Consider the following 26218-nt stretch of genomic DNA (forward strand, 5'->3'; position numbering starts at 1 on the left):
AGATACATCGAACATGAGATGTTTACGTATTTTTATCAAACAGTAATCAACAGAAAAATAACCAAACATAAACACCAGTTTTGTATTCCCTATTTTGTAGTATGTATGATACACTACAATTTAGCTTTTTATTTAGATCGAGAAAGGAAGATAGAAATATTGAGAAAGTCCGTCGTTGCAGATGGTGCTCTATTACTTATAGCTTTCGTATGGGGTACCACTTTTGTTCTCGTGCAAAATGCTATTTCTTTTTTACATCCATTTTCCTTCAATGGTATTCGTTTTTTTATAGCTGGAATATTTTTATTGTGCTGGCTTATTATGTTTAATAAACAACAATTAAAACAGCTAAATGCAACAATGTTCATGTCTGGAGTAATATTAGGCATTTGGCTCTTTCTTGGTTATGCATTTCAAACATTTGGATTATTGTACACAACTTCATCTAAAGCTGGATTTATTACTGGTCTAAGTGTTGTACTCGTTCCTATATTCGCGGTTTTTTTATTAAAAAATAGCATGACACGTAATGGCATAGCTGGTGCTATGCTAGCGACGATAGGTCTTTATATGCTAACGATGGGTGACGAAGTTTCAATTAATCGGGGTGATGTTCTTGTACTATTTTGTGCCGTATCATTTGCGATGCATATTATATTAACAGGTAAATACACGAAGCGTTTCCCGAGTTTAATTCTAACTGTCACGCAAATCTTAACGGTGGCTTTTTTATCATTATTACTAGCGTTTCTTTTTGAAGATTGGAGAAATCAATTACAAATAAACATTTTACTTCAGAAGGAAGTATTTATAGCTTTAGTAGTTACTTCAATCTTTGCAACAGCCTTAGCATTTTTAGGACAAACTTTTTTTCAAAAGTCCGCTACTCCTACTCGAGTTGCGTTAATATTTGCAACTGAACCAGTATTTGCTTCTTTAGCCGGATTTTTTTGGGCGAATGAGCAATTAAGCCACATTGCAATTATAGGCTGTATTTGCATTTTTAGTGGCATGGTGCTATCAGAATTACCTGAAAGGAAAAATAAAGAAGTGAAATGTAGTACAGGAGTCGATTAGAAACGCTCCTGTTTTCTTTATGTATTAATTTTTAGCCTATAAGAAATTACATAAGGTTTTTAATGTAGGCAAATTGTACAGCTTCTTCGCGAGTTTTAATGTTGTTCTCTTGGAAAGATTCTAGTAAAGAGACAAAAAAACTTCCATCAAACTCCTTTTGTACCTTTAAAGTTATTTCTATCGCTGAATTAACTAGTTCATCTGTTGATTTTGTGTATTGCTGACCGAATGTAATAAATCCTAGCGCATCTTCTCGGAAATGAAAGCCTTTATTAGTTAAGTATTGAATGTATTCTTCGACTGTAAAAGCCTTATGTTTTATCATTATGCCTCAACCCTATCTTAATTTCGTTCGAATCCACAAAAAGTTTGGATAACACATTCCTTATATTAACGTAAATTCCTTAAAATATCTATTCGTTTTTTCAACGTTATGCGCTAACAATGTTATGGACATGATGATGCGCTAACAATGAGAGGACATAATAGAACTTTATTAATGAAAGGCTCTTTTCATCTTTGTTGCTATCGTGCCTAAACTAGAAGATTAAGATTTCGTTTTACGTAATAGTGATGCTTTACAGAAGAATAGATGCCCATAACACTAAATGTATAGGTGTTTACATCTTAGATCGTAGAGCTTCAATCAAAGAGAAAATAGCCTGATGAAAGACTCTTTTCGTAAACTTTGTTGCTTTTTCACTAAAAATGGGCTGTATGATGAGTTTTATTAAGCATTGTAAAAGCATAAAAAAGCCATGAACGCTGTGGTTTTACGTGCTTCTGTATTAGAACGAGAAGCAACAATTAAAGGGAAAAAAGACTATTGAAAAGAGACTAATCTAAGTTATTTAATGAGAGGTCAATTCATAATAAATGATGAAATGGATAAAATATTAGATGGAGGTGAGGTTGTTGACTAAACAAAGTAAAACGAGAGGGCGAGTTAGTTCAGGAGTAAATCCACAAGGTTATGGACAAGGATCTGCTGCAAACAATTCTCCAAAAAGCAAGCTAGAGAATGTTGCAAAGATGAAAAATACAAAATAACAGCATGATCATAGATCATAAACATACGGTATGCTATTACAATTGCTACTATAATAATAAAGGCATGTAAAACCCCAACAGTCAGCATTTTATGTATCAATTACAAATGGATGACTTTGGGGTCAATAAACTTTTACATTTACTCTTCTTTTTTACGGTTTTTCATTTTGTTTGATTCAACTTCTGCATATGACGCAAATTCATTGTTATAGTCATTTTTCTGTTTAGCGTTATTATTTCTTTGTGCATTTGCATTACCTGCTTTTGTTCTTCCCATTTTATCGTACTCCTTTACGGCTATTTAGGAGGTCGATCAAACCTCCAAGCTTAGTATAGGAAATTTGTACGAACATATACTTATTAATTTTTTACAATTTCATTATCATCATACGATATCCAATCACTCCAGCTGCCCACATAGAGTTTAATATTATTATAGCCAGCTTCTTTTAAAGACAAATAATTTGGGCATGCAGTAACGCCAGATCCACAATAGACGATTATATTTTCATCCTTATCGAGTTGTAAGAACCTGCTAATCTGCTCATCACTCGTTTTCCACATACCATTGGAATGTAGACTATCTTTCCAATAGTAATTAATAGCTGATGGAATATGTCCAGCAAGCTGATCAATAGGTTCTTCAATTCCTGCATATCTACTATTTTCTCTCGAATCAATAATAACAGCGTCATTACGTTGGCTATGCATTTTAACTTCTTCCATAGTTACCAACATATCATGCTGAATACGCGGAGTAAAAAAACTTCTTGTTACTGTTGGTATATCCGCTGTTATTGGCATGTGCCTTTCTTTCCATGCGGTATATCCACCATTCAAAATTTGTACATGCTTTAATCCAACATATAATAACATCCAGCAAAAACGTGATGCAAAGGCTCCTCCTTGATCGTCATAAGCTACTACCCTAGTATGTTGATCAATTCCTGCTGCATATAATTTTTCACAGAATTCTTCAATGTTTGGCAGTGGATGACGGCCTCCGTACTTTTCAATAGGGCCTGATAGGTCCTTATCTAAATCAAAATACAATGCACCTGGGATATGCCCTTGTATATAGCTGTTTAATCCTGCCGCAGGGTCTTCTAAGTGAAATCTACAATCAATGATTCGAACATTTGAAATATGTTTGTGTAACCAATCGACTTCAACAATATGTTTCATGTCCTCTCTCCTTTCCATTTATATAAACTTGGCATAGAAGCTAATGGGTAAAACAAGTATAAATATATACTCCTTTAGCTCTCTTCTTCAAAAAGGAAATTAGTTAATGAACTTAAACATCTTGTAAATTACATAGGTAATTGTTTAGCTCGTACTTTTTCTACGTTAAAACAATTCGCATTGATTAAACTTGTGCTCATAGCTCGTGGTTAATAAAAGAATGTAAGCGCTTTGCTTATCAAAACTCATTTCATCTATAAGAAGAAACTATTACAAACCACCTTTAAAATTGTCACTTCCGTAGGCTCTTTTCGTAAACATTGTTGCTATTGTTATCAAATTAGTACTATAAAAAGTGGTTGTTGTACAGAAGAAAAGATGGCACGAACTCTATTTGTGTACGTGTTTCTTCTTAATACGAAAAACAGCAATCAATGCGAAAACAGCTTTTCCGTAACAACAACGTATTACTGACCCAATTTATTTACAACAAGCTTTTGTGCGTACTCTTTAACCATCATGTTAGTAACATATTTCCTCGTAGGACTAACTCCCTTACTAGCTAGTGCATTTATTTGACTTGTTATTTCGTTAATGCCATCAACAGAATAAGGTTGATTCGCTTTACACAATTCAAGAGCCTCTTCAATTAAAGCTTCTCTTTGATTGTCCAATTGTACAAAAATCTGAATATGGCGATGCTGACTTTGTGAATGACTCGTAATTGCTTTGTGTACTTCTGACATGAGAGTTCCTCCTAAATATCCATATAACTCACTATAGATTGGCGTATTTCCTGTAACAAGGATACATCTACATTATCTGATAATGCAAGAATTATTCCTTCATAATAATCTTCATTTTCGTTTAATAACTTTTGCAGAGATGCTTGTACATATTGGTCGAAATTATACTGGTAATGGCTTGTCACTTGAGTTTTCATAGCTTTTAAAAAGCTATGTATAGGCTCCTCTAATTGCTTAACTATTTCATCACTCATCTTTTGTTTACCGTGTTTTTCGAAGAAAGTTTTTGCGTTTTTATACATCCCTATTACTTTATTTTTATTGACTTGATCTCCAATAAAAGGATAGTGAAAAGCTGGTGTAGGAAACTCAAACTCACTATTTATATTAAATTGTAAATGATCGTTTATTCCCACAATACGAATATTTATATCTTCTAATATTTCAGCAACTTGTTTTCGTAAAAATGCTTCAACACGTAGACTAGTTGCCCGTATTTCCTGTTCTAAATCGAACGATATTGCCGACAGTAATTCCTCTAATGCACCTTCCAATTTCACTTGAATATTTTTACCATCTTCACGTAAGGTCGAAGGGTTAAAACTTTCTTTAAATAAATCTGAAAAACGTAAAAAGTTCCGTTGTTGAATATAATAGACTAATTCTGTTATTTCTTGATCAATTGACCGCTTTTGACTGTCGATCTGGTAAGTGCTAATGATAGATCGAATGCTTTCTCGTTCATCTGTGGCTGCTAACAGCTTGCTATTTTTTTCGTCATTGCTGGTAGTTGCTGTTTTGATATAGTCATCTAACATATTGTTTACTTTCTCTATATCCGTGTAAGCAGAGCTTATCGTGATCTCTGCCAGTTCTTCGATGATAAATGTTTTAAAATCTCGTTCAAAACGTAAGATTCCTGAATAGTCTCCCATCTCAACATCAGCATCATTAGAATCATTTTGTTTTGCTGTTAGCGCCTTATGACTAGAGATTGGATAAAGACGTGGGTCCCTTATACCGTAAGAGACAAGTTGCTCGTCAACAAAGTTCATAACTGAACCGAGTTCCTCTTCTGAATGAGCCAAATCAGATGCGTTAACTACAAAGAACATTTTATCCATACTAAAAGTATCTTTCACTCTTCCGAGCTGAATAATAAATTCTCTATCTGCTTTGGAAAACGCATGGTTATAGTAAGTGACAAATAGAATGGCATCTGCATTTTTAATATAATCGAATGCTACATCTGTATGTCGAGCGTTCACTGAGTCCGCACCTGGAGTGTCAACTAATGATATACCTTGGCGTGTTAACTCACTATCAAAGGCTAGTTCAATCCATTCAACGAAGCACGCTTTTTCTTCTACAGATACATAGTCGGAAAAGGCAGCAAGGCTAGTGGTGATGATAGAGCCTAAGTTTTTGGACATTGTAGCATATCCACTACAAACAGCATGTAGAAAAGAATAATGTGATTGATCTCGACTATCAATAACCTGCTGACGATATGTACCTTGCTTTAATAACTTAATCGCATCTTCCAAAGTGCTAGCTTTCAAATTAAATATTTTTAACGATTGTTGCACATCTTCAAATATTTGTTGCTGTGTCTTTAATTTAACTTTTACCGTCCCATGTGGAAATTCGTCAGATGGTGGAATAATTTTGTTAATCGTTGCTGTTGTCGGATTAGGTGAAACTGGTAATACCTTATCTCCTAGGAGCGCATTCGCAAACGATGATTTACCTGCACTAAAAGCTCCAAATAATGCGACTGTAAAGTTTCTATTTTCAAGCCTTTCAGACTTTTCACGTAGCTCTTTAACAACCGTTGCAAAACCAGGTGTTGCTGATATTTGATTGCAAACATGGTTTAAGTATTTAATCGTTTCGTTAACGCGCCCCCCTTGATTACGATTGTTACGTAGTGTCAAGTTTGTATTATCTAAACTGCTATGAATCACTTGACTATCAGTTACTTCATTATCTTGATTTGCATCTTCCATTGAAGTAAAGACAATATGTTCTTCCAATAAAGCTTTCAACTCTTCATTATCCTGAGGAAGTTCATTTTGTCTATGAAGAAGATTATTTAGAGATTTTCTATGTCTCTCCTCCATCGATACCAATTGATCAAGCCCTGATTTAGCATCCATCAAATTGTTTTGCTGCTTAAGTATATTTTGTAACATATCAATTTGTGTACTCGTATGCTTGTTCAACTCAATGATTATTTTATTAATAATTTCATATGTTTCATCACGACACATCCTCTTAATCATTTGAACTACATCATTCGTATATGTCAGGACATAATCACCCGTTAGTCTTGCTCCTTTTTTTAATATGTTTTCCAGCATAGAAGATTCAAGTGTAATGGAGAAAGTTTGAATGTCTCTAGTCAATTCATCTTCAAGAATAGCCTGTTTTTTACAGAATTCTAAAAAATAATCCTTAATATGCCATTCCAGTTGTGAAGAAATCTTATCCTTTATATCTTCACACAGTACATCTAAGCGATCTTCTCGTTCCTTTGCAATTTTCTTTTTGGAGCTGAATAATCCTATTTTGAAATCAGCTTGACTAGCTTCAATAAATGCTCTTGCATGTTCTCTAGTAGAATATGGCATAAGATATGCATTGTCTAAAATAGCCTGTATGTCTTTTTTGCAATTTAACTCTGCGCTTTCCAATGCTTGTTGTTTCTCATCGATTTCTTGTTGTACATTATTTATGTTTGATAGAAGTTCTTCTCGTTCATTTACAGGTAAATGAGAAAGAGTTTTTTCAAATATATTTTGCTGATCTAATGTTTTGTTTACATAATATTGCAAATGTTCATTTAGTAATTTTTCAGCCGCTAATAAGCTAGTTTTTATGAGGAGGCTATCCTTTTCGTTGATTTTTTTCTGCAACAATTTTTTGACGCTAGCTAATTCATTTAATGGATGATCCTTTTTCTTTAAAGATGTGTAAAATATACCATCTGCTTCAACTTTCCAATTTAAAAAAGAATTTTTAACACCGTTTGCAAAATCAAAAAAACTAACTTCCTGTTCCTGGTGCTTATCAATTTGATTAATGATTAAATATACTTCTTTTCCACGATCCTTTAATTCCTTTGCAAATAGAAAATTTTCTTCTGATTGTACATGGTTATAATCCATTACAAAAAATATCGTATCTGCGATGTGAAGAGCCGATTCGGTCGCCAAACGATGCGCATCATCAGTAGAGTCGATCCCAGGAGTATCCATAATTGAAACCCCTAACGGAATGGAAGTTGTTTCTACACTAAGTTCAATAGATGCGACTGAATCACCATCTTTACAAAGAGATTTCACAAGTTCATAATTATACGGACCTTCATATTGCACCACTTCACCACTATGAAAGTAAACGCGTGCATACTTGTTTCCCCTCTTTACTTTAACAAGGTTGGCACTTGTCGGAATCGGACTAGTAGGCAATAGCTGTTCACCTATTAATTCATTGATCATACTTGACTTCCCTGCCGAAAAATGGCCACAAAAACCAATGGTAAATTCCTCACTTTGAAGTTTTTTCATTAATTGAACAATTTTCGACGCGGTTTGGCTATCACCTTCATCATTAATTTTATGATAAATATCGAACAATCCACTCGTAATATTTTGAGTTGTGTACTTTTTAACCCCTGTTTGCCCCATATACAATACCCCTTAACATTCTGACTGATTAGTTATTTTCTTATTTTACAATATTAAATATGATGTTTCATAGTAAAACTATAAATTATTAAGAAAAACCCTAGTATCATGAAGATTTTGAAATTGAGCAACAAAGCCATATCACTTTCCTATCTCTAATCAGGCTCAATACGAAATAGGCAAAGAAATTATTTTCTTTCCCAAAGGACATACATTGTAGTCATTTTTAGGACGCTCTACGTAAACGTTGATTTCAATATTAACCTAGTTGACGATTTATAAGCTTGACTCCTAAGATTCAATAACTAATTTTCTTTCTTAGCTTAGTTTCGTGGCATCTTTTCTTCAATATCATAATGAAAACCAAATAAGACTTCTATAGTAATTTTGTATAAAAAGCAGCATAGTTTGCGAAAGGTTCTCAAATAACAAGCACCTTGAGCATTACATATCTAGTTATTTAAAAAACACAAACATGTAAGGTCTGAAAAAACAGATAAACATCGTTCATAATTTGTTGCTATTTTTACAAAAATACAACATATAAAGGAAGGTTTTGGACAAAATCAACGGATTGTTCTATCAAGCTATGTAACTCTAATTAAATGTGAGTATAACGATAACTTTAAATAAAACGGAAGACCATTGTGAAGAGTTTCAAATAAAAAGGACTTCCCCTGTTTGGAGAAGTCGAACGTTTTAAAGGAGTTGTTGTTGTGCATTATTATTATAAATCTAATAATCATTACGTTCAGCACACAATTATTGGAATTGCACTATTAAATCTATTAAAATTTATTAAATCTATTAAATTCATTACACAAAACAATATTATGAGGTAATATAGTAATGGGTATATTTTACCCGATTACAATCCCTGAAATAAAGATGGAGGTGAATTCAGTTTGGCCACATTAAGTTCAAAAGTAACAGGTGTTTTAAACAGCACTATTCATGTAGTTAAAACCGTAGTACCAATAGATGTAACAATTGATAAACCAGCGTTATTCACTCAACCGTTACTGCAATCCTCAATGGGCGTGTTAATTGGTATAACTGGGGATATAAGAGGAAGGTTAATAATAGAGGGAAACCCAACTGTATTTGGTGGAGTTGGTGAAATCATGTTCGGTATGCCTCTTGAGGGAGAAATGCTTGAATCATTTACAGGAGAGTTTGGTAATATGATTGCAGGTAATTTGTCTACACAACTTTCTCAACAAGGGATCAATATTGATATTACACCTCCTACAGTGTTAGTTGGTCAAACAAAAATCTACGGCTTTGAAAAAGCCTTTAGAGTTCCCATTCAAGTGGAAGCGATGGGAGAAATGCAAATCATTTTAATGATTGAAATGTAATCAAATACACAACCAAGCAAAACAATCGACAAATAGTCGGTTGTTTTCTGCTTTTAATTGCTTGTTTTCGTATTAATTGGTGTTATTCGTTCTTAGATATAAGCACATATAAATCAGTTGTGATGGCACCTTTACTATTTTATCATTGCTGAACTTTAATAAAACTCATCCCTCTGCCCATTTTTAGTAAAAGTAGGAACAAAGTATACGAAGAGGGTATTTTAATGTCACTTCCAGCCCTATAACTATCACCTTATGACAAAAGTCACAAGCAGACAACTCAAATCTATTTAACTATTTCACATTTTTTTCACAAATTGTTTTTATTTTTTGTGATATTTATCACTGATAAATTAATTTATCACTATTATCATAGTGTTTATATTACATATGAACAATTTGTGAAAACCTAATAACTGTATGGATTTTACACATTAGTCTAGTAAGATAATAGTGTAATAATAGGAAATTTGTTCAATAGCGAAGGGAGTGAGAGAGATGCCGAAAACTGAGCTTCAAAATCAAAAAACTAAAATAGAAAGTGAGCCTTCATTAAAAGGAGCGTTAGCTTCAGTAATGTTGTTGGGTTTCTTTCTAATCATTACTTGGTTGGGAGTTTATTTTTTATTTGTAGACCGCTTATAGAAGGAGGGGAATTAGTCGATGCACATGCACAAGTTTGAAAAAATATGGTTGTTATTTGGAGTTGGAACTCTACTTGTCTTCTTAACTGTTATAGGTATTAGCGCATTTTATTTAGGAAACCAACCTCCTAGTTGTTTAACAACAATTGATCCAGAAAAGGTTGACCAAACAGCACCATTTGATAATCCAGGGTTAGTACAAATCGGTGACAATGAATATCAATTAACATTTGTTGCTTCTGCATTTAGTTACTCTCCAACAAAAGTACAAGTACCAAAGGGTGCGAAAGTAAAAATCGTTGCTACAACGAAAGATGTTATTCACGGCTTTGAAATAGCAGGTACAAATGCAAATATGATGCTTGAACCTGGGTACATAAGCGAAGTAACAACTACGTTTGATGAAGTTGGAGAGTATTTAGTTTTATGTAATGAATATTGTGGAATAGGTCATACTAGTATGACTGCAACAATCGAGGTGGTTGAATAATGAGTATTGTTGAAGCGAAAGTTGATCGACGCGATGGAAAATTGGCAATGGCACATATTTATGTCGCATTTATTGCACTAGCACTCGGAGGATTAGCAGGATTATTACAAACACTTGTTCGCTCAGGGGAATTTACCCTCCCTTCATGGCTTGGCTATTATCAAATTTTAACTGTACACGGCGTATTACTTGGTCTTGTTTTAACTACATTCTTCATTATCGGCTTTCAATTTGCCAGCCTAAGTAGAACAGCAGGTGCATTATCCAATAAGGTTCGCTTGACTGGTTGGATCGGGTTTTGGATGATGACCATTGGTACGGCAATTGCCGCAGTATTTATTTTATTGAATGAAGCATCAGTACTTTATACATTCTACGCTCCTTTAAAAGCACATCCAGGTTTTTACATAGGCTTAACTTTGGTTGTTGTTGGTAGCTGGGTAGCTGGATTTGCTATGTTTGCACATTACAGAAAGTGGCGTAAACAACATCCAGGTGAGATTAGTCCACTATTAAGCTTTATGTCTATCGTTAATATGATATTGTGGTTAGTAGCAACACTAGGCTTAGCTGCTACAGTCCTAGTTCAATTTATTCCGTGGTCATTAGGTATTGTTGAAACAATTGATGTGTTAGTTAGTCGTACATTATTCTGGTATTTTGGTCATCCACTTGTATATTTCTGGCTGTTACCAGCATACATGATTTGGTATGTTGTTATTCCTAAAGTATTGGGGACTAAAATATTCTCAGATGCTCTAGCTAGAATGTCATTTATTTTATTCTTACTATTCTCTATCCCTGTTGGATTTCACCATCAATTAACAGAGCCAGGAATTGATCCAGCGTGGAAGTTTTTACAAGTTATTTTAACTTTCTTAGTTGTTATACCATCTTTAATGACGGCTTTCTCAATGTTTGCAACGTTCGAATTGTATGGTCGCTCAAAAGGTGCAACTGGGTTATTCGGCTGGGTTAAGAAGCTACCTTGGAAAGATGCACGCTTTTTTGCACCGTTTATAGGAATGTTATTCTTCATTCCAGCTGGTGCAGGTGGTTTAATTAACGCAAGTAACCAATTAAATCAAGTTGTCCATAACACCATTTGGGTAACAGGTCATTTCCATTTAACATTAGCAACAACTGTTTTACTTACGTTCTTTGGTGCAGCCTATTGGTTAATCCCACACATTACAGGGCGTGTAATGACGAAGGCTATGAACAAACTAGCAATCATTCAAACCATTGTATGGGCTATCGGGATGACATTTATGTCAGGAGCAATGCATGCTGCTGGGCTACTAGGTGCTCCACGTCGTTCCGATTATTCAACATACGGCGGCTCAGAACAAGCACTGGAATGGATTCCTTATCAAATCGCGCAAGCAATTGGCGGTTCTATCTTATTCATCGGTATCATCTTAGTACTAATTATTATTACTAATTTAGCATTTTTTGCACCAAAAGGTGAAACTGAATTCCCAGTTGCAGAGGTTACAGAGCATGCCGAAAAAACACCTATGGTTCTTGAAAACTGGAAACTATGGATTGGAATTACTATTTTGTTAATATTATTTGCATATACAATTCCGTTCATAGACATGATTCAAAATGCACCAGTCGGTTCAAAAGGTTATAGGTTATGGTAAAAATGTAACAACAAGCGCCTTGTGAAGTCGTGTTAATATACTTCACAAAGCGCTTATTATATGTCTTTTATTTATTACAAAAGCCTCCTTTGTAAAATGACAAAGGAGGCTTTGCTATCTTTCATTTGCTAAACTAACATTAGCTGTTAATTTGATAGACTCTACGGTACTTCTCTTCTAAATACTCGATCAAATGATTTGCATTTAATCCTTCACCTGTTACATCTTGTAGGATTTCAAGTGGTTTTTTCAGTTTACCAAATTGGTGTACATGCTCTGTGAGCCATTCGCGAACTGGCTCTAATTCCCCTTTTTCCATTAACTCATCAAAATTCGGAATACCTACAAGCATCGCTTTATTTAGTTGGGCTGCATACATATACCCTAATGCGTATGAAGGGAAATATCCAAACATTCCACCTGCCCAATGCACATCCTGTAGCACTCCTTCCGCATCATTAGAAGGGCGTACACCTAAATATTCCTCATATTTATTATTCCAAACTTCTGGTAAGTCTTTCACTTCAATTTCTCCGTTAAATAATCCTTTTTCAATCTCATATCGAATCATAATATGTAACGGATAAGTTAATTCGTCTGCTTCGATTCGGATTAATGAAGGCTTTGATTCATTAATAGCTTTATAGAAATCATCTAACTCTATAGAATCAAACTGACCATTTGTATGATCTTTTAATAAATCATAATTCTTTTTCCAGTAAGAATAATTGCGTCCTACAAAATTTTCGTAAAACAGTGATTGTGATTCATGAATGCCCATTGATGTTCCTGAACATAAAGGAGTGCCTGTTAAGTCAGTTGAAATATTTTGCTCATATAATGCATGACCACACTCGTGAATTGTTCCAAAAACCGCAGTTCGGAAATCCTTTTCATCATATTTTGTCGTGATGCGTACATCTCCTGGGTTTAAGCCTGTCGCAAATGGGTGTACTGTTTCGTCTAATCTACCAGCTTCAAAATCATAGCCCAATTGCTCTAGAATTGCTAAACTAAATTCACGTTGTTTACCTTTAGGAAAGTGTTCAAACAAGAAGCTCGTTTCAGGCTGTTCTGCTGCAGCAATTTCTTTTACTAATGGGACAATTCGCTCACGGGCTTCATGAAAGACCTTATCTAAAATGTCCACAGTCATACCTGGCTCATAATCGTCAAGTAGTACATCATATTTGTTATCTTTATAACCCCAGTATTCAATAAACCGCTTGTTAAAGTCGACTAATTTTTCTAGGTAAGGCTGGAACATTGAAAAGTCTGATGCTGCCTTTGCTTCCTCCCACACAGACTCAGCTTTTGATTGAAGAATGACAAACTCCTTATACTCTTCAGCAGGAATTTTTTTATTCTTATCATAATGTTTTTTACATTCTTTAAGAGTTTTGATCGTTTTTTCAGATAGCTGCTCTTTAACACCTTGTGACGAGAGCTTCGCAATATATGAAGCCATTTCTTCAGAAGTAGTCATTGCAAAGATTTCAGATGATAAAGTTCCAATTACCTCAGAACGTTGAGCCACACCTTTTTTCGGAGCGCCTGTGCGTAGGTCCCAATGCATTAATCCAACAGCTTCATTATAGCCAATTATTTTTTTTACATAATCTAAAAATTGTTGTTCTAATTTTAATATATCTTGATTCATGTTGTTCCTCCTTAAACAGTTTTCATTTACTATAATTCTATACAATTATAATAAATCCTTCTAAATCTTACATTTAAATATTCTTAAGATTTTGTAACATTTGTAGGAAGATTTGTTTCTACCTTTGTGATTAATTCTTTATCAATATCACTTGTACAAAAAATTGTCACAACACCCTTATCATGATGAGAACGAACTAAACGTCCAACCCCTTGACGTAGTCGAAGCATCATATAAGGAACATCAATTGACCAAAACGGATCCGCAGATGCTTTACGTTTTGCATTAAATACAGGGTCATTTGGTGGATATGGCAAAGACCAAATAATAAGATTAGACAAAGCTGGGCCAGGTATATCTAAACCTTCCCAAAGATGCTGCGCACAAAGTATAGTATGTTCTTCATTTTGGAATATTGAAACTAGTTCACTAATCTCTCTATCTCCCTCAAATAAAAATGAAAATTCCGTTTGCTCACTACAGTGTTCTTTGAATAACTGTAAATCATGTTTACTATTAAATAATAATAACGCTCTTCCATTCGATTTCTGTAATTCTTTTAGTGTATACGTAAACTTCTGCTGAAATAAGTTGTCATTAGCTGTTAGGATTGGCATCTTTATCTTCATTTGTTCATCGTAATCAAATGGCGATTCCACTGAAAACGATAAATAATCACGAATACCTAAGCTAGCTGTAACATACTCAAAAGATTGGTTATTTGAAAGTGTTGCAGAGCTAAAGACAAACGGAATGTTGTTTGAGAAAACTTTTTCCTCTAGTACATTCTCTACCGATTTTGGCATAATCACAACAGTTGTTTCATCATCGTTTGCTTCAATCCATGTTATAGCCTCATCATTTTCAACCATTAGCTGCAAAGAATATTGCACTTGATCAATATATTCATCAACAATATTCAATTGATACTCTTCAATCGTATATGTTTCACTTTCGAAAACTAGTGCATCTCCAATGGCAATTAACTTTTCGTTTAATTGTTTAGCATAATTAATAATAGAGCCGGATAAAGCAAGGTTCATTCGATGAGACCCTTGTACTTGAACAGCTTGCTCCACTATTGAATCAAAAAATAACTGATTTGTTTCAATCGTCTCTTCTATTAACAATGCAAGCTCTTCTCTTATCTCATTTTCAAGCAGTCGAGTTAATAATCCTTCTAATAATGTTGCTTTTATTTTATAGGTCAACGCCTTTTGTGCCGCAATTTCTAACAGATGCCCTTCGTCAAAAACTACGCTGCTATATTCAGGGAGTAACGGCAATTGCCCTTCTCTCTTACGTGATTCTTTCGTCCAGACATGTTCCATATAAAAGTCATGTGAACAAATAATTAAATCTGTAGCCTTGCGATAATGATCTCTAGACAAAATTTGTCCACATCGATGTCGCTTCTCACAACTTGAGCAATCTTGAAATACATCCCATGAAATCATGTTCCATTCCTCATCAGACAACAGAGGATATTGTTTTCGATCCCCATAAGGTGTAAATTGTTGTAGTGCTGCATGATTATTCACGAATTTCGGTAGAGAATCATAAACATCATTAATATTGTCATGCTCTGAAAAAGTCATTGCATCATCTAGTTTGTTCAAACACAAATATTGATCAGGGGATTTTGCCAGTCTGACATCAATATTCATATTTAATAGTTTTCGAAGTTTTGCAATGTCTCCTTCCTTTTTAACAAGCTGTTCAATTAATGACTCATCAGCACAGCTAATAATTGCGGGTTTACCTGTATACCTTGCGTAACACAATGCATATAATAAATATACAATTGTCTTTCCTGTTCCAACCCCAGCCTCAGCTAATATTATCTTCTTTTCCTTAAATGCACGTTCAAGCTGAAATGCCATGAAAATCTGTTCATCTCTAAGCTCTAAACCTGCTTCGGGTAGTATGTCATAAAACACATCGCCAATCCATTCATTTAATTTATCAAAAAAGTTATCATTCGTTAATACTTGAAAAGGTAGTCGTTCACGAATCATTAATTATATTCCTCCGATATTAAATGTTACAACGATAATGATATTTTAATGAATAATATGCACCGGGTAATGATGCACGTAAAAATTACTCACCTATCATCACCATTTATAGATTTTTCATCTTTTCTCATAGAAGGAGAACACTGTCATTCGTTATTATTTTCTTGGAGATTTAGTTCCCCAATATTGATAATAGTCAGTTCTAATAAAACCGTTAAATAATTTTCTCTTTTTAGTAGCTTTCTTCCCGTATAATTTTTCAAAGTCCGGATGGGAAGTAACGATATACTTTGACCAAGTATCGAGGTCACCAAATACTTTGCCTATGTCTTTGTACATTTGCTCCACTGCTTGTTTTTCACCTATCCGCTCACCATAGGGTGGGTTACCAACGATAACACCATATTGATCCTTAGTCGTAAAATCTCTCACCTGCATTTGTTTAAATGTTATAAGGTCCCCAAGTCCAGCTTCTTCAGCATTTTCATTAGATATAGTAATCATTCTATGATCTATATCATGACCAAATATTTGCAGTGGTTGGTCGTAATTTGCCCTGTCCTCTACCTCTTGACGTGCATCATCCCAAGTGCTTTTACCAATCCAATCCCATTGCTCAGAAACAAAGTCTCTATTGAAACCAGGAGCGATATTTTGCCCGATCAATGCAGCCTCTATTGGTATAGTACCAGAGCCACAAACTGGGTCTACAAACGGTTTATTAGGCTCCCAGTTCGTAAGCAGCACTAACGCGGCTGCTAAAGTTTCTTTCAGCGGAGCATCACCTTGTCCAACGCGATATCCACGTTTATGTAATCCAGAACCACTCGTGTCAATTGTTAGCGTTGCGATATCTTTGTGAATAGCAATTTCTACTTTATATAACGGTCCAGTTTCTGTTAACCAGCCAGCAGATCGATAATGTTCCTTCAAGTTTTCAACTATGGCTTTTTTCACGATACTTTGACAATCAGAAACACTAAACAACTTTGATTTAACAGATTTCCCACTTACAGGAAATTCGCCATCTTCAGGTATAAAGTTGCTCCACTTTAAAGCTTTAGTCCCTTCAAATAAGTCTTCAAAAGATGTCGCTTTGAACTCACCAACTTTTATTTTAATTCTATCAGCGGTACGTAGCCATAAGTTTGATCTACATATAGCCTTTTCGTCACCTTGAAAAATGACTTTACCGTTTTCTACTGTACATTCGTAGCCAAGACTACGTACTTCCTTTGCAACGATAGCTTCTAAACCCATTGCAGCGGTTGCAATAAGTGTATAAGTATTGTTCATGTCATCACCCTATTTTCTAGAATTACTCGCTTAGTTCAATTTAAAATCAATTTATCACTTAGCCCTTCCAACAGCTAAGTTATTTACGATGGTATAATCAACCTACTGGATGAACAGTTTTTAAATAACTCTTATTGATCATTTCCAAATTTCCTCATTATCATAACATCTACTTAAGCTCTATACGCAAACTTTGTTGCTATTTTTAAAAAATTTATCGTACTATGAAATACTCAATGTTGGTATACATTAATTTTTTTTTTAGATCTGCAACAGCATACGGACATACTTTTTCTTTAAGGTCATCCACATAACAAAAGCTCTCCATGTTAGGAGAGCTGTTAAGTCTAATCTAATTAACTCAGTTCATTAATAACGTTCTGTAAGCCATGTTTTGTTCCTTGTACTACAAACGGCCAACGCCTCGTACCAAGGTGGTAATCATCTATCTACAGGTAAATTTCCTTACCTGTCCTTCTTCTCGTTCATTTTCTCAAAGAAGGTGCCCCTACCATAATTTGGGTTTCTCGCTCGTGGGGTTTACCTCGTTCCACTCTTGCAATTTCTTGCAAGATTTCGTCACTGTGGCACTTTAAAGGTATTCTAACCATATCTAGGAAGACTTAGGTTATTTCCCTGCCGTTAGTTAGTATTACACTAACTACCCTAGCTTATTTATTCACTAGGCACGAACACTACGAGCATCTCAGCTCGTGCGAGCATGGACTTTCCTCTACACATGAACATGTGCAGCGATTACCCGAACGTTATTAACGCGTAACATTAATTATAGTAAATAACATAGTAAATAGCAATAGTTTTTATATGGTAATCATTTACTCGTATAATTTACTACCGAACACATGCTTTTCAAGACTCGATAATCTTTGTAAAATATCAAAATTTGTATTTCCAGTCGGTACACTTTGTTTTTTTGATGTATCATCTACTTGACGTTTCAAGCGCAAATTTTCTTGTTGTAGTTCTTCAATAATTTGATGAAATGATTCATAATCTTTAATGATGAAGTCTAAAAATTTATCTACGTCTTCTTGTTTATAGCCTCTCATCGCTGTTTTAAATTCTTTTTCCAAAATTTCTTTAGCATTTAGTTTAATTCGTTCTAACATCGTATTCACCTCTACATAATTCCCCATTCTTCCACTTCTATTTTTTCAAATGAAAGAGCAATTGTCAATTTGTCTTTTGCATATGTTGTTTCGTATTAGTATTTTTTTGTCCTAAGAAATTAACACGGACCTCAATTAGCATTCTACCCCTAAAATTCCTCATTCCAAGGATTATTCATTAATGATTCTTCTTCAGCAACTAAGTGAAGATCATCAAAATTTATAATAATTATATCATAATTGTCCGTATCTCTTCTATTTTTTGCAACATTAAGCAAATATGTAGGACTTCCTTGCTTATCTTCATCAAATACAGCGAGTAATGCATCACTTTTATTTACCAAAAAAAGGTTTTTCTGACGGAATTGGCTTGGATTTTCATATGATCGGTTCGAAATACTTTCAACAAAGTCCGCTTGAGATAAAATTAATTCGTAATATTCTTTATTTGCTTCATTCCAATTCACTTCTTGCTCAAGAAATGGTGTAAGAATTGCAAGCTTAAGGTGTGGATAGTCTTCCTGCAAAGCATACACTGTCTCTGCAGCCCATAGTTCAACACCGAGCTGACCACTGATTAATACCCATTCAAGTCCATTATCAAGAAGTGAAACTAAACGACTTTTAAGTGCTTTCTTTATAAAATTTACCGCAGGATGATCATTAGAAAAAATCCCAATTTCATAGGGCTTATATCCTGAAACGACTAAGACTTTGATCAAAATTCATTCTCCTTTAGGAAAAACATCATTTCTATGATCACTTAATAATGAGACTAGGAATGACGACCTGCTAAAATAGCCCCATATTGCTATGGCTCTAAAAAGCTGCTGTTAGGTTTTTATTCAAACTTTAATTTTATTCTTACAATTTTGACAACAAAAAGACGCTAATAGCATATGTATCGTGTTATAGAAAAAGATACAACGAGTTATATAGTATTTATTTTTACGTAGGACTATGAGCAGATAATGATCTAACATCATCGACCTTTAAAAATAGGGACGGTATAGCACCGTCCCTATAATTTACTCTATTCAAATTCTTATCTTCCACAATTAAATTGTTGATTAGAAACTTCATTGACTACAGACTCTGTTTGTGGATAATAATGTTGATGCTGATACAATACATGATTTACATGCTGTACGTGACTAGGATGAATGTGCGGGACAATAAATGTGCAATAGTGATGTTGGACACAGCATTTTGTTGGATGAACAATCGGTGGCTGTACAATTGGTCTAGGTTGCATCTCCTTATCTCCTTTCATATGCATATGTTACAATAACAGCCTATGAAAAAATGGGTAAACATGTACTAATGAATACACCTAATTTAACCACTATATTTTAAAAAGATTTAACTTTCTAAAACGCCCACATTACACATGATCATATGCTTTTGGTATATGTATATCCTTCTTTAGCCAAAATTAGCAGTAAGTCACAGTAGACTTGTTTTAAAATTGCTCATAATAATGACTGTTAAGCATATTACAACAAAAAATAAATAAACGATTTTCTTATACATGATCCATATTCTCTCCATTATGTATTTTAAAGCTCTATGTTGTCTTTAGGCTCAGCTCTATTCAAACTTTATTGCCATATGAAACAGCTTCATCAGTTTCAGTGTTGCTTGTTAACAATTATTAGTGAATAGAGCGTGTAGTTTTATTAATGAATATTTTATCATGTTTTAATATGGACACAACAGTCTTAAGTAAGGTGAGTATTTCCCTAGATCAATAGCTACGACACAAGTTTATTATACAATGAATTTGTTGTCGATTTGTTTTATTTATAATGCCGAATAAACTCTCTTTTTGCGCTTTCCACGGAAATAAATAGGGTCGTTATTTCCCCTTCTTTTCGAGCCTGCTAATACGCTTTAGTAATTCAGCTTTCTTGTTTTTTTTATACTCGTCCTTGTCACTAGTGATGTTATAGGCAAGCCTCGCATATTCTAATGCTATGTCAATTTCTTTAAATTGATGCTCATACACTTTTGCTAATTCAACAGCAGCTTGTATTTGTAACGACATATCATTTGATTCGACTAGCTGTTTCCACAAGTCGATTGCTTTTTTTACATTCTTTTCTCTTTTATATATCATGGCTAAATTGAACTTAGCTTTATCAGAATGCTCATCTTCACTAGTAGCAATGGCTTTATATTTATGACTAGCGCTTTGCTTTTCCCCAAGAGTATCTAACCAACGGGCAATTTCAAACTGTTCGTTGGGGTTTTTCAAATTGTAATTAGCTAATAATTTTTTTGAGAGGTGTATATATAATGAGATTAAAGAAAGGACATCTGTTTCATTATGGCGTAGCACAGAGAAAATCCCTGTTGGGTTTTTATTTTGCAAAAAATCAAAGTACAGCAAAGGTGCTAAATATCCAGGAGTATCTTTCCCTCGGTTAATCACAAGCTTTTCTTTTTCCACTGTAGTTAACCTTACGTTTTCCAATTCATTCTTCCACAACCTTCGAGATGCATGAAATAAATCAAAATGGCCGAACTCTGGTAATTTAGGAACAGACTCCTTAATTAATGTATGTCGTGTCTTCACCTGTGGCCAATCAAACGCTTTACCGTTATATGTTACTAATGTAGTATAATCTACATTTGTAAGAAAGCTTTGATAAAGAGCTACTTCATTTCCAGGAGCAGGCAAAAAATGTTGTCTTATTTTTACCTCGTCCTGAAACACTCTAGCATATCCTAACAAAAATATCGTATTTCCTACTCCACCACCTAATCCAGTTGTTTCAGTATCAAAAAAGAACAAATCATGTGGTTGCTTATTTTTTGCTGAAAGAGGGTGTTGAATGTGATGACTTTGCCACATCTCAATTACCTCATGGAGCTCAGCAAACGAGTGTTGACCATGTTTATACCCTATTGGATATGAAACTTCTCTGATAAGACAGTATTGATCATCAAAAAAATATGGATTTGCCGAAAAAGAAGTCCATTGTTCAAGAAATGGTATAGTATGATCGTCTGTCTTTGAACTTTGGCTATTCTTCTCACTTTCGTTGACAAGGTGTTTCTTATATAAATTAAGTTTGTTTTTAATAGACATAAATAATACTACTTGTAACAACGTAAACAAATGAATGACCATTTGATTTATGTTATCACCGTATGTTCACCTGCCTCATATCTAATACGAACATAGCCATGAATGCTCTAGAAGTCACATGTCAAATAAATAGCTTAAGCTGTTTTGGCATTGATTGTCGCTGTTCGTTCTAAGCATTAGCACGTTTTCACCTCGTGTTCGTGGTAGCTTTTCTACTATTACGATTATTGAGCTCTATTAAAGCTCATTTAACAGTCATAGTAACATAGCAATAAAGTTTACGTAAGAGTAATAGGTTAAAATTGTTCTAGCATGTTAAGCACCGCTCTCTTGCGGTCGTTACCTCCTATTTCGATACCAATACAGGATGGACAACCTTCCTCACAAGGACAACGTAATATTAGGTTTCTCGATGCTTTAATGATTAAGTCCTGACTTTTATAGACCTCTTCTGCTAATCCTATTCCCCCTGGGTAATGATCACAAATAAAGATTGTTGGTTTTCCTGTATGTGTGGCTTTAATTTGTGATACTACATGGAGATCATTACGATCACACATGACGTGGATAGGTATAATATGGCTAAATACATTTCTAATCCCAAGTAAAATTTGCTCTAACGCTTTTTCATCTTCGTTATTTTCAACTTTTTGGATTTCAAGCCATGTAGCACTCGTATGTAATTCTTCTTCGGGTAATTGAATTGGGCCAGAGCCTACATTCTCAAATGAAGACAATTTAATTTTCTTAAATATCGTAGGTCGAGCATTAATTGTTACATCTCCATAATTCATTGTAGTTGTTTTTCTATTCTTTGTTTGATCTATTTCCAATACTTTTAATTGTATAGCTAAATTAGCGTCAGTGTAATATTCTACATCCACTTTCTTTACGTACGCTTTCTTATGTTCCCAGTCTAGTTTTTCTACCTGATGTTGGATCCCTTCATGTATATAAATCGCTTCGTCATGTAAAAGAGTCATAGCGCTAAAACGATCCATTTCGCCAATGATTTTAACATCGGCAATATTTGATTGATCGATAATAACGACATTCTCTTGTGATGCCGACCTCAGACTAATATTGCTTGCTGGAAAGGATTGATTCGCCCAATAAAATTTCTCACCATTACGATACAACACGCTTTCATCGACTAAATATTCCATTATTTCCATCACATCTTGTTTCCCAAATTGTTCATTCTCTCTAAAGGGTAATTCATAAGCTGCACATTTTAGATGGTCAACTAGTATAATTAAATTTTCTGGATTGATTCTTGCAGATTCTGGTGATTTTTCAAAGAAGTAGTTTGGGTTGTTCACAATATATTGATCAATTGGAGTAGAGTTAGCTACCATAATAATAAGTGCTTCACTGTGACGACGACCTGCACGTCCAGCTTGCTGCCACGTACTTGCAATACTTCCAGGATATCCTGTCATGACACACACTTGTAACTGCCCAATATCGACCCCCAATTCCAAAGCATTCGTACTCACTACACCCATTATGTTCCCATTGCGTAGACCTTGCTCAATTTCTCTTCGTTGCTTCGGTAAATAACCGCCTCTATATCCTCTAATAGATTTTGAACCGAGTTCTTTTTGTACTAGTTGTTGAATATGACTTAATAAAATCTCAACACGTACTCTACTTCTTGCAAAAACAATTGTTTGAATATGATTTTTTAAAAATCTTTGTGCAAGATCATTGACTTCAACCGTTGCACTTTTTCTAATGTTTAAAGGTTTATTTACAACAGGCGGATTATAAAAAACAAAATGCTTCCTGCCACTAGGTGCACCGTTGTCATCAATTAAGGTCATTGTGCTTTCTGTTAACCTTTCAGCTAATTCCTTAGGATTTGCTATAGTCGCTGAAGTACAAATAAAGATCGGATCACTACCATAAAAATTGCAAATTCTTTTAAGCCTGCGTATGACATTCGCGACATGACTTCCAAACACACCGCGATATGTGTGTAATTCATCAATTACGATATATTTTAAGTTTTCAAAGAGACTAACCCATTTTGTATGATGAGGAAGTATAGCTGAATGTAACATGTCAGGGTTGGTGATGACAATATGTCCAGCTTTTTTTACTTTTTGTCTAATCGTCGGCGAGGTGTCACCATCATAAGTAAAACTTTTTATATCAATCCCCATTTCTGAAATGATCTCATTTAATTCACTCTTTTGATCTTGCGCTAACGCTTTAGTAGGGAAAATATATAATGCGCGGTTCATTTCATCTTGTGCAACAGCTTGAAGAACTGGAAGATTATAGCATAATGTCTTTCCAGATGCAGTTGGGGTCACCGTTACAATATTCTGTCCATCTTGAACTGCTTCATATGCCGTACATTGATGTGTATATAATGAGTTTACACCCCTATTATGTAAAGCTGTTTTAATTCTGGAGTCAACATTGTCAGGTATACTCATTGTTTTTGCTTTCTCTGGCTCTACCTCATGCCAATGTATAATATTATCATTTACTTTAAGTTCGTCAATAATGTCGGACAGCGACTTTTTATTCACTACCTGTTCACCGCCTATTTTAATTAATATCACATCTATTTTATTGTAACGAATAAACGTTCGCAATGAAAGTTTTTAGTCGCCAAATTATAAAATCTGTTAAAATAAATATAATGAAAATACTGTGGAGTGGAAAGAAATGAATAAACAAACTATTGAAGACGTTTTAAGAAATGTACCTTTATTTAAAGAACTTATAAATACTGAATTAAAGGAAATTGTAAATATTGCAATCACCAGAACGTACCAAAAAGGGACTCATATTTTCATGCATGAAGACCCGTTAGATTATGTGTATTTTATACATACTGGTAAGGTAAAGATATATAAAAATGATATTCAAGGGAAAGAACAGATTGTATCTGTATTAAGTGATGGAGATATGTTTCCACACGTAGGTTTTTTTAGAAAAGGCAATTATCCAGCTTCGTCATTCGCTGTCGAAAGTACTGCTGTTGTAGCAATTTCTATCTCTAATTTTGAACAATTACTTTTACAACATCCAGAAGTTTGTATTAAACTATTTAGAGTGATGGGTGAAAAAATTATCGATTTACAAAAGAGACTTGAAGAACAAATTTTAAATAATACATATGAACAAATCGTTAAGCTGTTATTAAGACTTTCAGAAACTCACGGAACGGAAGTTGATAACCATACTAGAGTGCTGTCGACCCAATTCACCAATAAGGAACTAGCTAATATGATTGGTACGACTAGGGAAACAATAAGTAGAACGATCACAAAGCTTAAAAAACAAGGATATATTACAGTGAATTGCGATGGCAACCTTGTTATTGATGTAAGCAAGTTCGAATCAGAAATCTTGTGAGTTAAAGGCTAAAAGCTCTTTTTAAAAGCGATTACGAAATGGACAATAAGGTAAAGTTCTATATGAAGTCCAAAACTTTGAAGATAGAAAAACATCCGAATCGCAGGTTATATACAAATTTAGCTCTTTTACGAAAACAACAATTAATGCAAAGACAACCAAAAAGATGAGTTGCTAGAGCAGCAACTCATTTTTCATGTTCCCAAACTGTTATTACTCAGAGTGAGTGTAAATTGGTCATCCGAAAAAACAAACTTACCTTAGTGAACTAAATAGTTAAGGATAACATTTGTTCCATATCGTCCTGCGCATTATCAATTAATTGGAGGTTGAATGTTTCTTGTAAAACGTTCAGGACTCCCTCAGAAATAAACTCTGGTGGCTTAGGCCCAATGCGAATATCTTTAATGCCTAAACTAAATAAACCAAGTAAAATTGCTACGGCTTTTTGCTCGAACCAAGAAAGAACAATACTGATTGGTAAATCATTTACTTCACATTCAAAAGCATCAGCTAAAGCAAGTGCTATTTTTACCGTTGAGCCTGAATTATTACATTGACCTAAATCAATATAGCGAGGAATTTCTGTCCCTGGTACCGTGCCATAGTCTACATCATTAAAACGAAACTTCCCACAAGATGTAGTTAAGATAACTGTTTCTGGTGGCAAAGATGTAGCTAGCTCTCGGTAGTACTCTCCACCTTTTCCTGGAGCATCGCATCCAGCTATAACAAAAAACCTTTTAATTTTGCCATCCTTAACTGCTTGGATAACTTCAGGTGCCAAGCCTAATACTGTTTCATGATGGAAGCCGGTTACTAATGTTTGTTCTGATTCAATGTTTGCATCTGGTAATTGGAGTGCTCTATTTATTAAAGGAGTGAAATCATCATTCTCTATTTTTTGAACATTTTCCAAGCCAGCTACTTCATATGAATACATTCGATCTGCATACGTGCCCTTAATCGGCATTACACAGTTTGTGGTTGCTAAAATAGCACCAGGAAACTTTTCAAATAATCTACGTTGGTCATACCATGCTTTTCCTATATTCCCTTTTAAATGCTGATATTTTTTTAATTCTGGATAACCATGTGCAGGGAGCATTTCTGAGTGAGTATAAATGTTTATCCCTTTCCCTTTTGTTTGCTCAAGCAACTCTTGCAAAGCAAATAAATTATGACCAGTTACTACGATACACTTTCCTTCAATTTTATTTTGAGAAACTGTTATTGGCTGGGGTATACCTAAACGTTCAGTATGAGCTTTATCAAGTACGTCCATGATACGAACTGCTGCTTGCCCTACCTTCATTGCCATATCAATATGTTCTTCAACATTAAAATTTGAATTCGTTAACGTCATATAAAGTGCTTCATGAGTCGTTGCATCAACAAATGGATCGGTATATCCAAGTTGATTAGCATGTGTCCTGTATGCAGCGATGCCCTTTAAACCAAATACGATTGTATCTTGTAAGCTTGCGATCGTTTCATCCTTTCCACATACACCAACCACTTTACACCCTCCTGATGGAGTTTGTTCACATTGATAACAAAACATGTCTATCTCCCCTTTAAAAACGGAATTTTCATGTTTTAGCATACATCTTTCGCATACTATCAATTGTGATGTTAATCACTTTTATGCATAATTTACAAAATGTTCACATTTATACCATTTTTTCATTACATGACATGAGATACTTTGTGTGTTTTTTTGTGCCCTTTCCGAACGAAGCGCATAAGTT

The 26218-nt window shown here is 34.4% G+C and carries 21 protein-coding genes and 1 other RNA gene; 7 read left to right on the top strand and 15 right to left on the bottom strand.

Features of this window, described 5'->3' with window-relative positions; genetic code table 11:
• The first annotated feature begins 159 nt into the window (after nt 1-159).
• Nucleotides 160-1077, top strand: coding sequence for a DMT family transporter (locus JM172_RS06115; protein ID WP_214481222.1), 918 nt, complete (start codon nt 160-162; stop codon nt 1075-1077).
• A 46-nt stretch (nt 1078-1123) separates the two neighbouring features.
• Here JM172_RS06115 and JM172_RS06120 read toward each other — a convergent pair whose 3' ends face one another.
• On the bottom strand, nt 1124-1402 hold the full coding sequence (locus JM172_RS06120; protein ID WP_214481223.1) for a DUF6123 family protein: 279 nt from the start codon (nt 1400-1402) through the stop codon (nt 1124-1126).
• Nucleotides 1403-1977: 575 nt separating this feature from the next.
• Here JM172_RS06120 and sspL point away from each other — a divergent pair.
• Complete coding sequence (sspL, locus tag JM172_RS06125) at nt 1978-2127, top strand: small, acid-soluble spore protein L (RefSeq protein WP_214481224.1); 150 nt, start codon at nt 1978-1980, stop codon at nt 2125-2127.
• Between the two features lie 139 nt (nt 2128-2266).
• On the opposite strand, the gene JM172_RS06130 is transcribed toward sspL, so the two are convergent.
• The 4 genes from JM172_RS06130 to JM172_RS06145 form a co-directional block, all read right to left on the bottom strand.
• Nucleotides 2267-2404: a hypothetical protein gene (locus tag JM172_RS06130; protein ID WP_214481225.1), complete on the bottom strand. Its 138-nt coding sequence runs from the start codon at nt 2402-2404 to the stop codon at nt 2267-2269.
• An 83-nt stretch (nt 2405-2487) separates the two neighbouring features.
• Nucleotides 2488-3312, bottom strand: a complete 825-nt coding sequence (locus JM172_RS06135; RefSeq protein WP_214481226.1) for a sulfurtransferase — start codon at nt 3310-3312, stop codon at nt 2488-2490.
• A 467-nt stretch (nt 3313-3779) separates the two neighbouring features.
• A complete protein-coding gene (locus tag JM172_RS06140; RefSeq protein ID WP_214481227.1) occupies nt 3780-4058 on the bottom strand; it encodes a YpbS family protein in 279 nt (92 codons plus the stop codon).
• Between the two features lie 11 nt (nt 4059-4069).
• Nucleotides 4070-7750 carry a dynamin family protein gene (locus JM172_RS06145; protein ID WP_214481228.1) on the bottom strand — a complete coding sequence of 1227 codons (3681 nt, stop codon included), beginning with the start codon at nt 7748-7750 and terminating at the stop codon, nt 4070-4072.
• 905 nt (nt 7751-8655) lie between these two features.
• Between JM172_RS06145 and JM172_RS06150 the strand changes: the two genes are divergently transcribed.
• From JM172_RS06150 to JM172_RS06165, 4 genes are all read left to right on the top strand, one after another.
• The gene (locus JM172_RS06150) at nt 8656-9111 is read left to right on the top strand and encodes a chemotaxis protein CheX (protein ID WP_214481229.1); all 456 of its coding nucleotides are present in this window, start codon (nt 8656-8658) and stop codon (nt 9109-9111) included.
• A gap of 498 nt (nt 9112-9609) precedes the next feature.
• A complete protein-coding gene (locus tag JM172_RS06155) occupies nt 9610-9756 on the top strand; it encodes a cytochrome c oxidase subunit 2A (RefSeq protein ID WP_214481230.1) in 147 nt (48 codons plus the stop codon).
• Between the two features lie 18 nt (nt 9757-9774).
• Nucleotides 9775-10245 (top strand): cytochrome c oxidase subunit II, encoded by a 471-nt coding sequence (locus JM172_RS06160; protein WP_214481231.1) that lies wholly within the window; start codon nt 9775-9777, stop codon nt 10243-10245.
• Nucleotides 10245-11894 (top strand): b(o/a)3-type cytochrome-c oxidase subunit 1, encoded by a 1650-nt coding sequence (locus tag JM172_RS06165; RefSeq protein ID WP_214481232.1) that lies wholly within the window; start codon nt 10245-10247, stop codon nt 11892-11894. Before JM172_RS06160 ends, JM172_RS06165 begins: the two co-directional genes overlap by 1 nt.
• Nucleotides 11895-12033: 139 nt before the next feature.
• Here the strand turns inward: JM172_RS06165 and JM172_RS06170 are convergent, their stop codons facing one another.
• From JM172_RS06170 to JM172_RS06210, 9 genes are all read right to left on the bottom strand, one after another.
• Complete coding sequence (locus JM172_RS06170; protein ID WP_214481233.1) at nt 12034-13554, bottom strand: carboxypeptidase M32; 1521 nt, start codon at nt 13552-13554, stop codon at nt 12034-12036.
• An 83-nt stretch (nt 13555-13637) separates the two neighbouring features.
• Nucleotides 13638-15572 carry an ATP-dependent DNA helicase gene (locus JM172_RS06175; RefSeq protein WP_214481234.1) on the bottom strand — a complete coding sequence of 645 codons (1935 nt, stop codon included), beginning with the start codon at nt 15570-15572 and terminating at the stop codon, nt 13638-13640.
• 156 nt (nt 15573-15728) lie between these two features.
• Nucleotides 15729-16868 (bottom strand): THUMP domain-containing class I SAM-dependent RNA methyltransferase, encoded by a 1140-nt coding sequence (locus tag JM172_RS06180; protein ID WP_214481235.1) that lies wholly within the window; start codon nt 16866-16868, stop codon nt 15729-15731.
• A gap of 378 nt (nt 16869-17246) precedes the next feature.
• Nucleotides 17247-17636: RNase P RNA component class B (rnpB, locus tag JM172_RS06185), an RNA gene on the bottom strand.
• Nucleotides 17637-17704: 68 nt separating this feature from the next.
• On the bottom strand, nt 17705-17998 hold the full coding sequence (gpsB, locus tag JM172_RS06190) for a cell division regulator GpsB (protein ID WP_214481411.1): 294 nt from the start codon (nt 17996-17998) through the stop codon (nt 17705-17707).
• Between the two features lie 149 nt (nt 17999-18147).
• Nucleotides 18148-18717, bottom strand: a complete 570-nt coding sequence (locus tag JM172_RS06195; RefSeq protein ID WP_214481414.1) for an SLOG family protein — start codon at nt 18715-18717, stop codon at nt 18148-18150.
• Nucleotides 18718-19043: 326 nt separating this feature from the next.
• Nucleotides 19044-19253, bottom strand: a complete 210-nt coding sequence (locus JM172_RS06200) for a CotD family spore coat protein (protein ID WP_214481236.1) — start codon at nt 19251-19253, stop codon at nt 19044-19046.
• Between the two features lie 603 nt (nt 19254-19856).
• On the bottom strand, nt 19857-21092 hold the full coding sequence (locus tag JM172_RS06205; RefSeq protein ID WP_214481416.1) for a ribonuclease H-like domain-containing protein: 1236 nt from the start codon (nt 21090-21092) through the stop codon (nt 19857-19859).
• A gap of 296 nt (nt 21093-21388) precedes the next feature.
• A complete protein-coding gene (locus JM172_RS06210; protein ID WP_214481418.1) occupies nt 21389-23635 on the bottom strand; it encodes a DEAD/DEAH box helicase in 2247 nt (748 codons plus the stop codon).
• Nucleotides 23636-23774: 139 nt separating this feature from the next.
• Between JM172_RS06210 and JM172_RS06215 the strand changes: the two genes are divergently transcribed.
• Nucleotides 23775-24467 carry a Crp/Fnr family transcriptional regulator gene (locus JM172_RS06215; protein WP_214481237.1) on the top strand — a complete coding sequence of 231 codons (693 nt, stop codon included), beginning with the start codon at nt 23775-23777 and terminating at the stop codon, nt 24465-24467.
• 268 nt (nt 24468-24735) lie between these two features.
• Here JM172_RS06215 and hcp read toward each other — a convergent pair whose 3' ends face one another.
• The gene (gene hcp / locus JM172_RS06220; RefSeq protein WP_214481238.1) at nt 24736-26031 is read right to left on the bottom strand and encodes a hydroxylamine reductase; all 1296 of its coding nucleotides are present in this window, start codon (nt 26029-26031) and stop codon (nt 24736-24738) included.
• Nucleotides 26032-26218: the final 187 nt, after the last annotated feature.

Source organism: Bacillus sp. SM2101, from assembly GCF_018588585.1.
Classification (GTDB): Bacteria; Bacillota; Bacilli; order Bacillales; family SM2101; genus Nanhaiella; species Nanhaiella sioensis.

Excerpts from the sequence above, each read along its gene's own strand:
- JM172_RS06120 (WP_214481223.1), bottom strand. The coding sequence starts at position 1,402 with ATGATAAAACATAAGGCTTTTACAGTCGAAGAATACATTCAATACTTA.
- sspL (WP_214481224.1), top strand. The coding sequence starts at position 1,978 with ATGGAGGTGAGGTTGTTGACTAAACAAAGTAAAACGAGAGGGCGAGTT.
- JM172_RS06130 (WP_214481225.1), bottom strand. The coding sequence starts at position 2,404 with ATGGGAAGAACAAAAGCAGGTAATGCAAATGCACAAAGAAATAATAAC.
- JM172_RS06135 (WP_214481226.1), bottom strand. The coding sequence starts at position 3,312 with ATGAAACATATTGTTGAAGTCGATTGGTTACACAAACATATTTCAAAT.
- JM172_RS06140 (WP_214481227.1), bottom strand. The coding sequence starts at position 4,058 with ATGTCAGAAGTACACAAAGCAATTACGAGTCATTCACAAAGTCAGCAT.
- JM172_RS06145 (WP_214481228.1), bottom strand. The coding sequence starts at position 7,750 with ATGGGGCAAACAGGGGTTAAAAAGTACACAACTCAAAATATTACGAGT.
- JM172_RS06155 (WP_214481230.1), top strand. The coding sequence starts at position 9,610 with ATGCCGAAAACTGAGCTTCAAAATCAAAAAACTAAAATAGAAAGTGAG.
- JM172_RS06160 (WP_214481231.1), top strand. The coding sequence starts at position 9,775 with ATGCACATGCACAAGTTTGAAAAAATATGGTTGTTATTTGGAGTTGGA.
- JM172_RS06165 (WP_214481232.1), top strand. The coding sequence starts at position 10,245 with ATGAGTATTGTTGAAGCGAAAGTTGATCGACGCGATGGAAAATTGGCA.
- JM172_RS06170 (WP_214481233.1), bottom strand. The coding sequence starts at position 13,554 with ATGAATCAAGATATATTAAAATTAGAACAACAATTTTTAGATTATGTA.
- JM172_RS06175 (WP_214481234.1), bottom strand. The coding sequence starts at position 15,572 with ATGATTCGTGAACGACTACCTTTTCAAGTATTAACGAATGATAACTTT.
- JM172_RS06180 (WP_214481235.1), bottom strand. The coding sequence starts at position 16,868 with ATGAACAATACTTATACACTTATTGCAACCGCTGCAATGGGTTTAGAA.
- gpsB (WP_214481411.1), bottom strand. The coding sequence starts at position 17,998 with ATGTTAGAACGAATTAAACTAAATGCTAAAGAAATTTTGGAAAAAGAA.
- JM172_RS06200 (WP_214481236.1), bottom strand. The coding sequence starts at position 19,253 with ATGCAACCTAGACCAATTGTACAGCCACCGATTGTTCATCCAACAAAA.
- JM172_RS06205 (WP_214481416.1), bottom strand. The coding sequence starts at position 21,092 with ATGTCTATTAAAAACAAACTTAATTTATATAAGAAACACCTTGTCAAC.
- JM172_RS06215 (WP_214481237.1), top strand. The coding sequence starts at position 23,775 with ATGAATAAACAAACTATTGAAGACGTTTTAAGAAATGTACCTTTATTT.
- hcp (WP_214481238.1), bottom strand. The coding sequence starts at position 26,031 with ATGTTTTGTTATCAATGTGAACAAACTCCATCAGGAGGGTGTAAAGTG.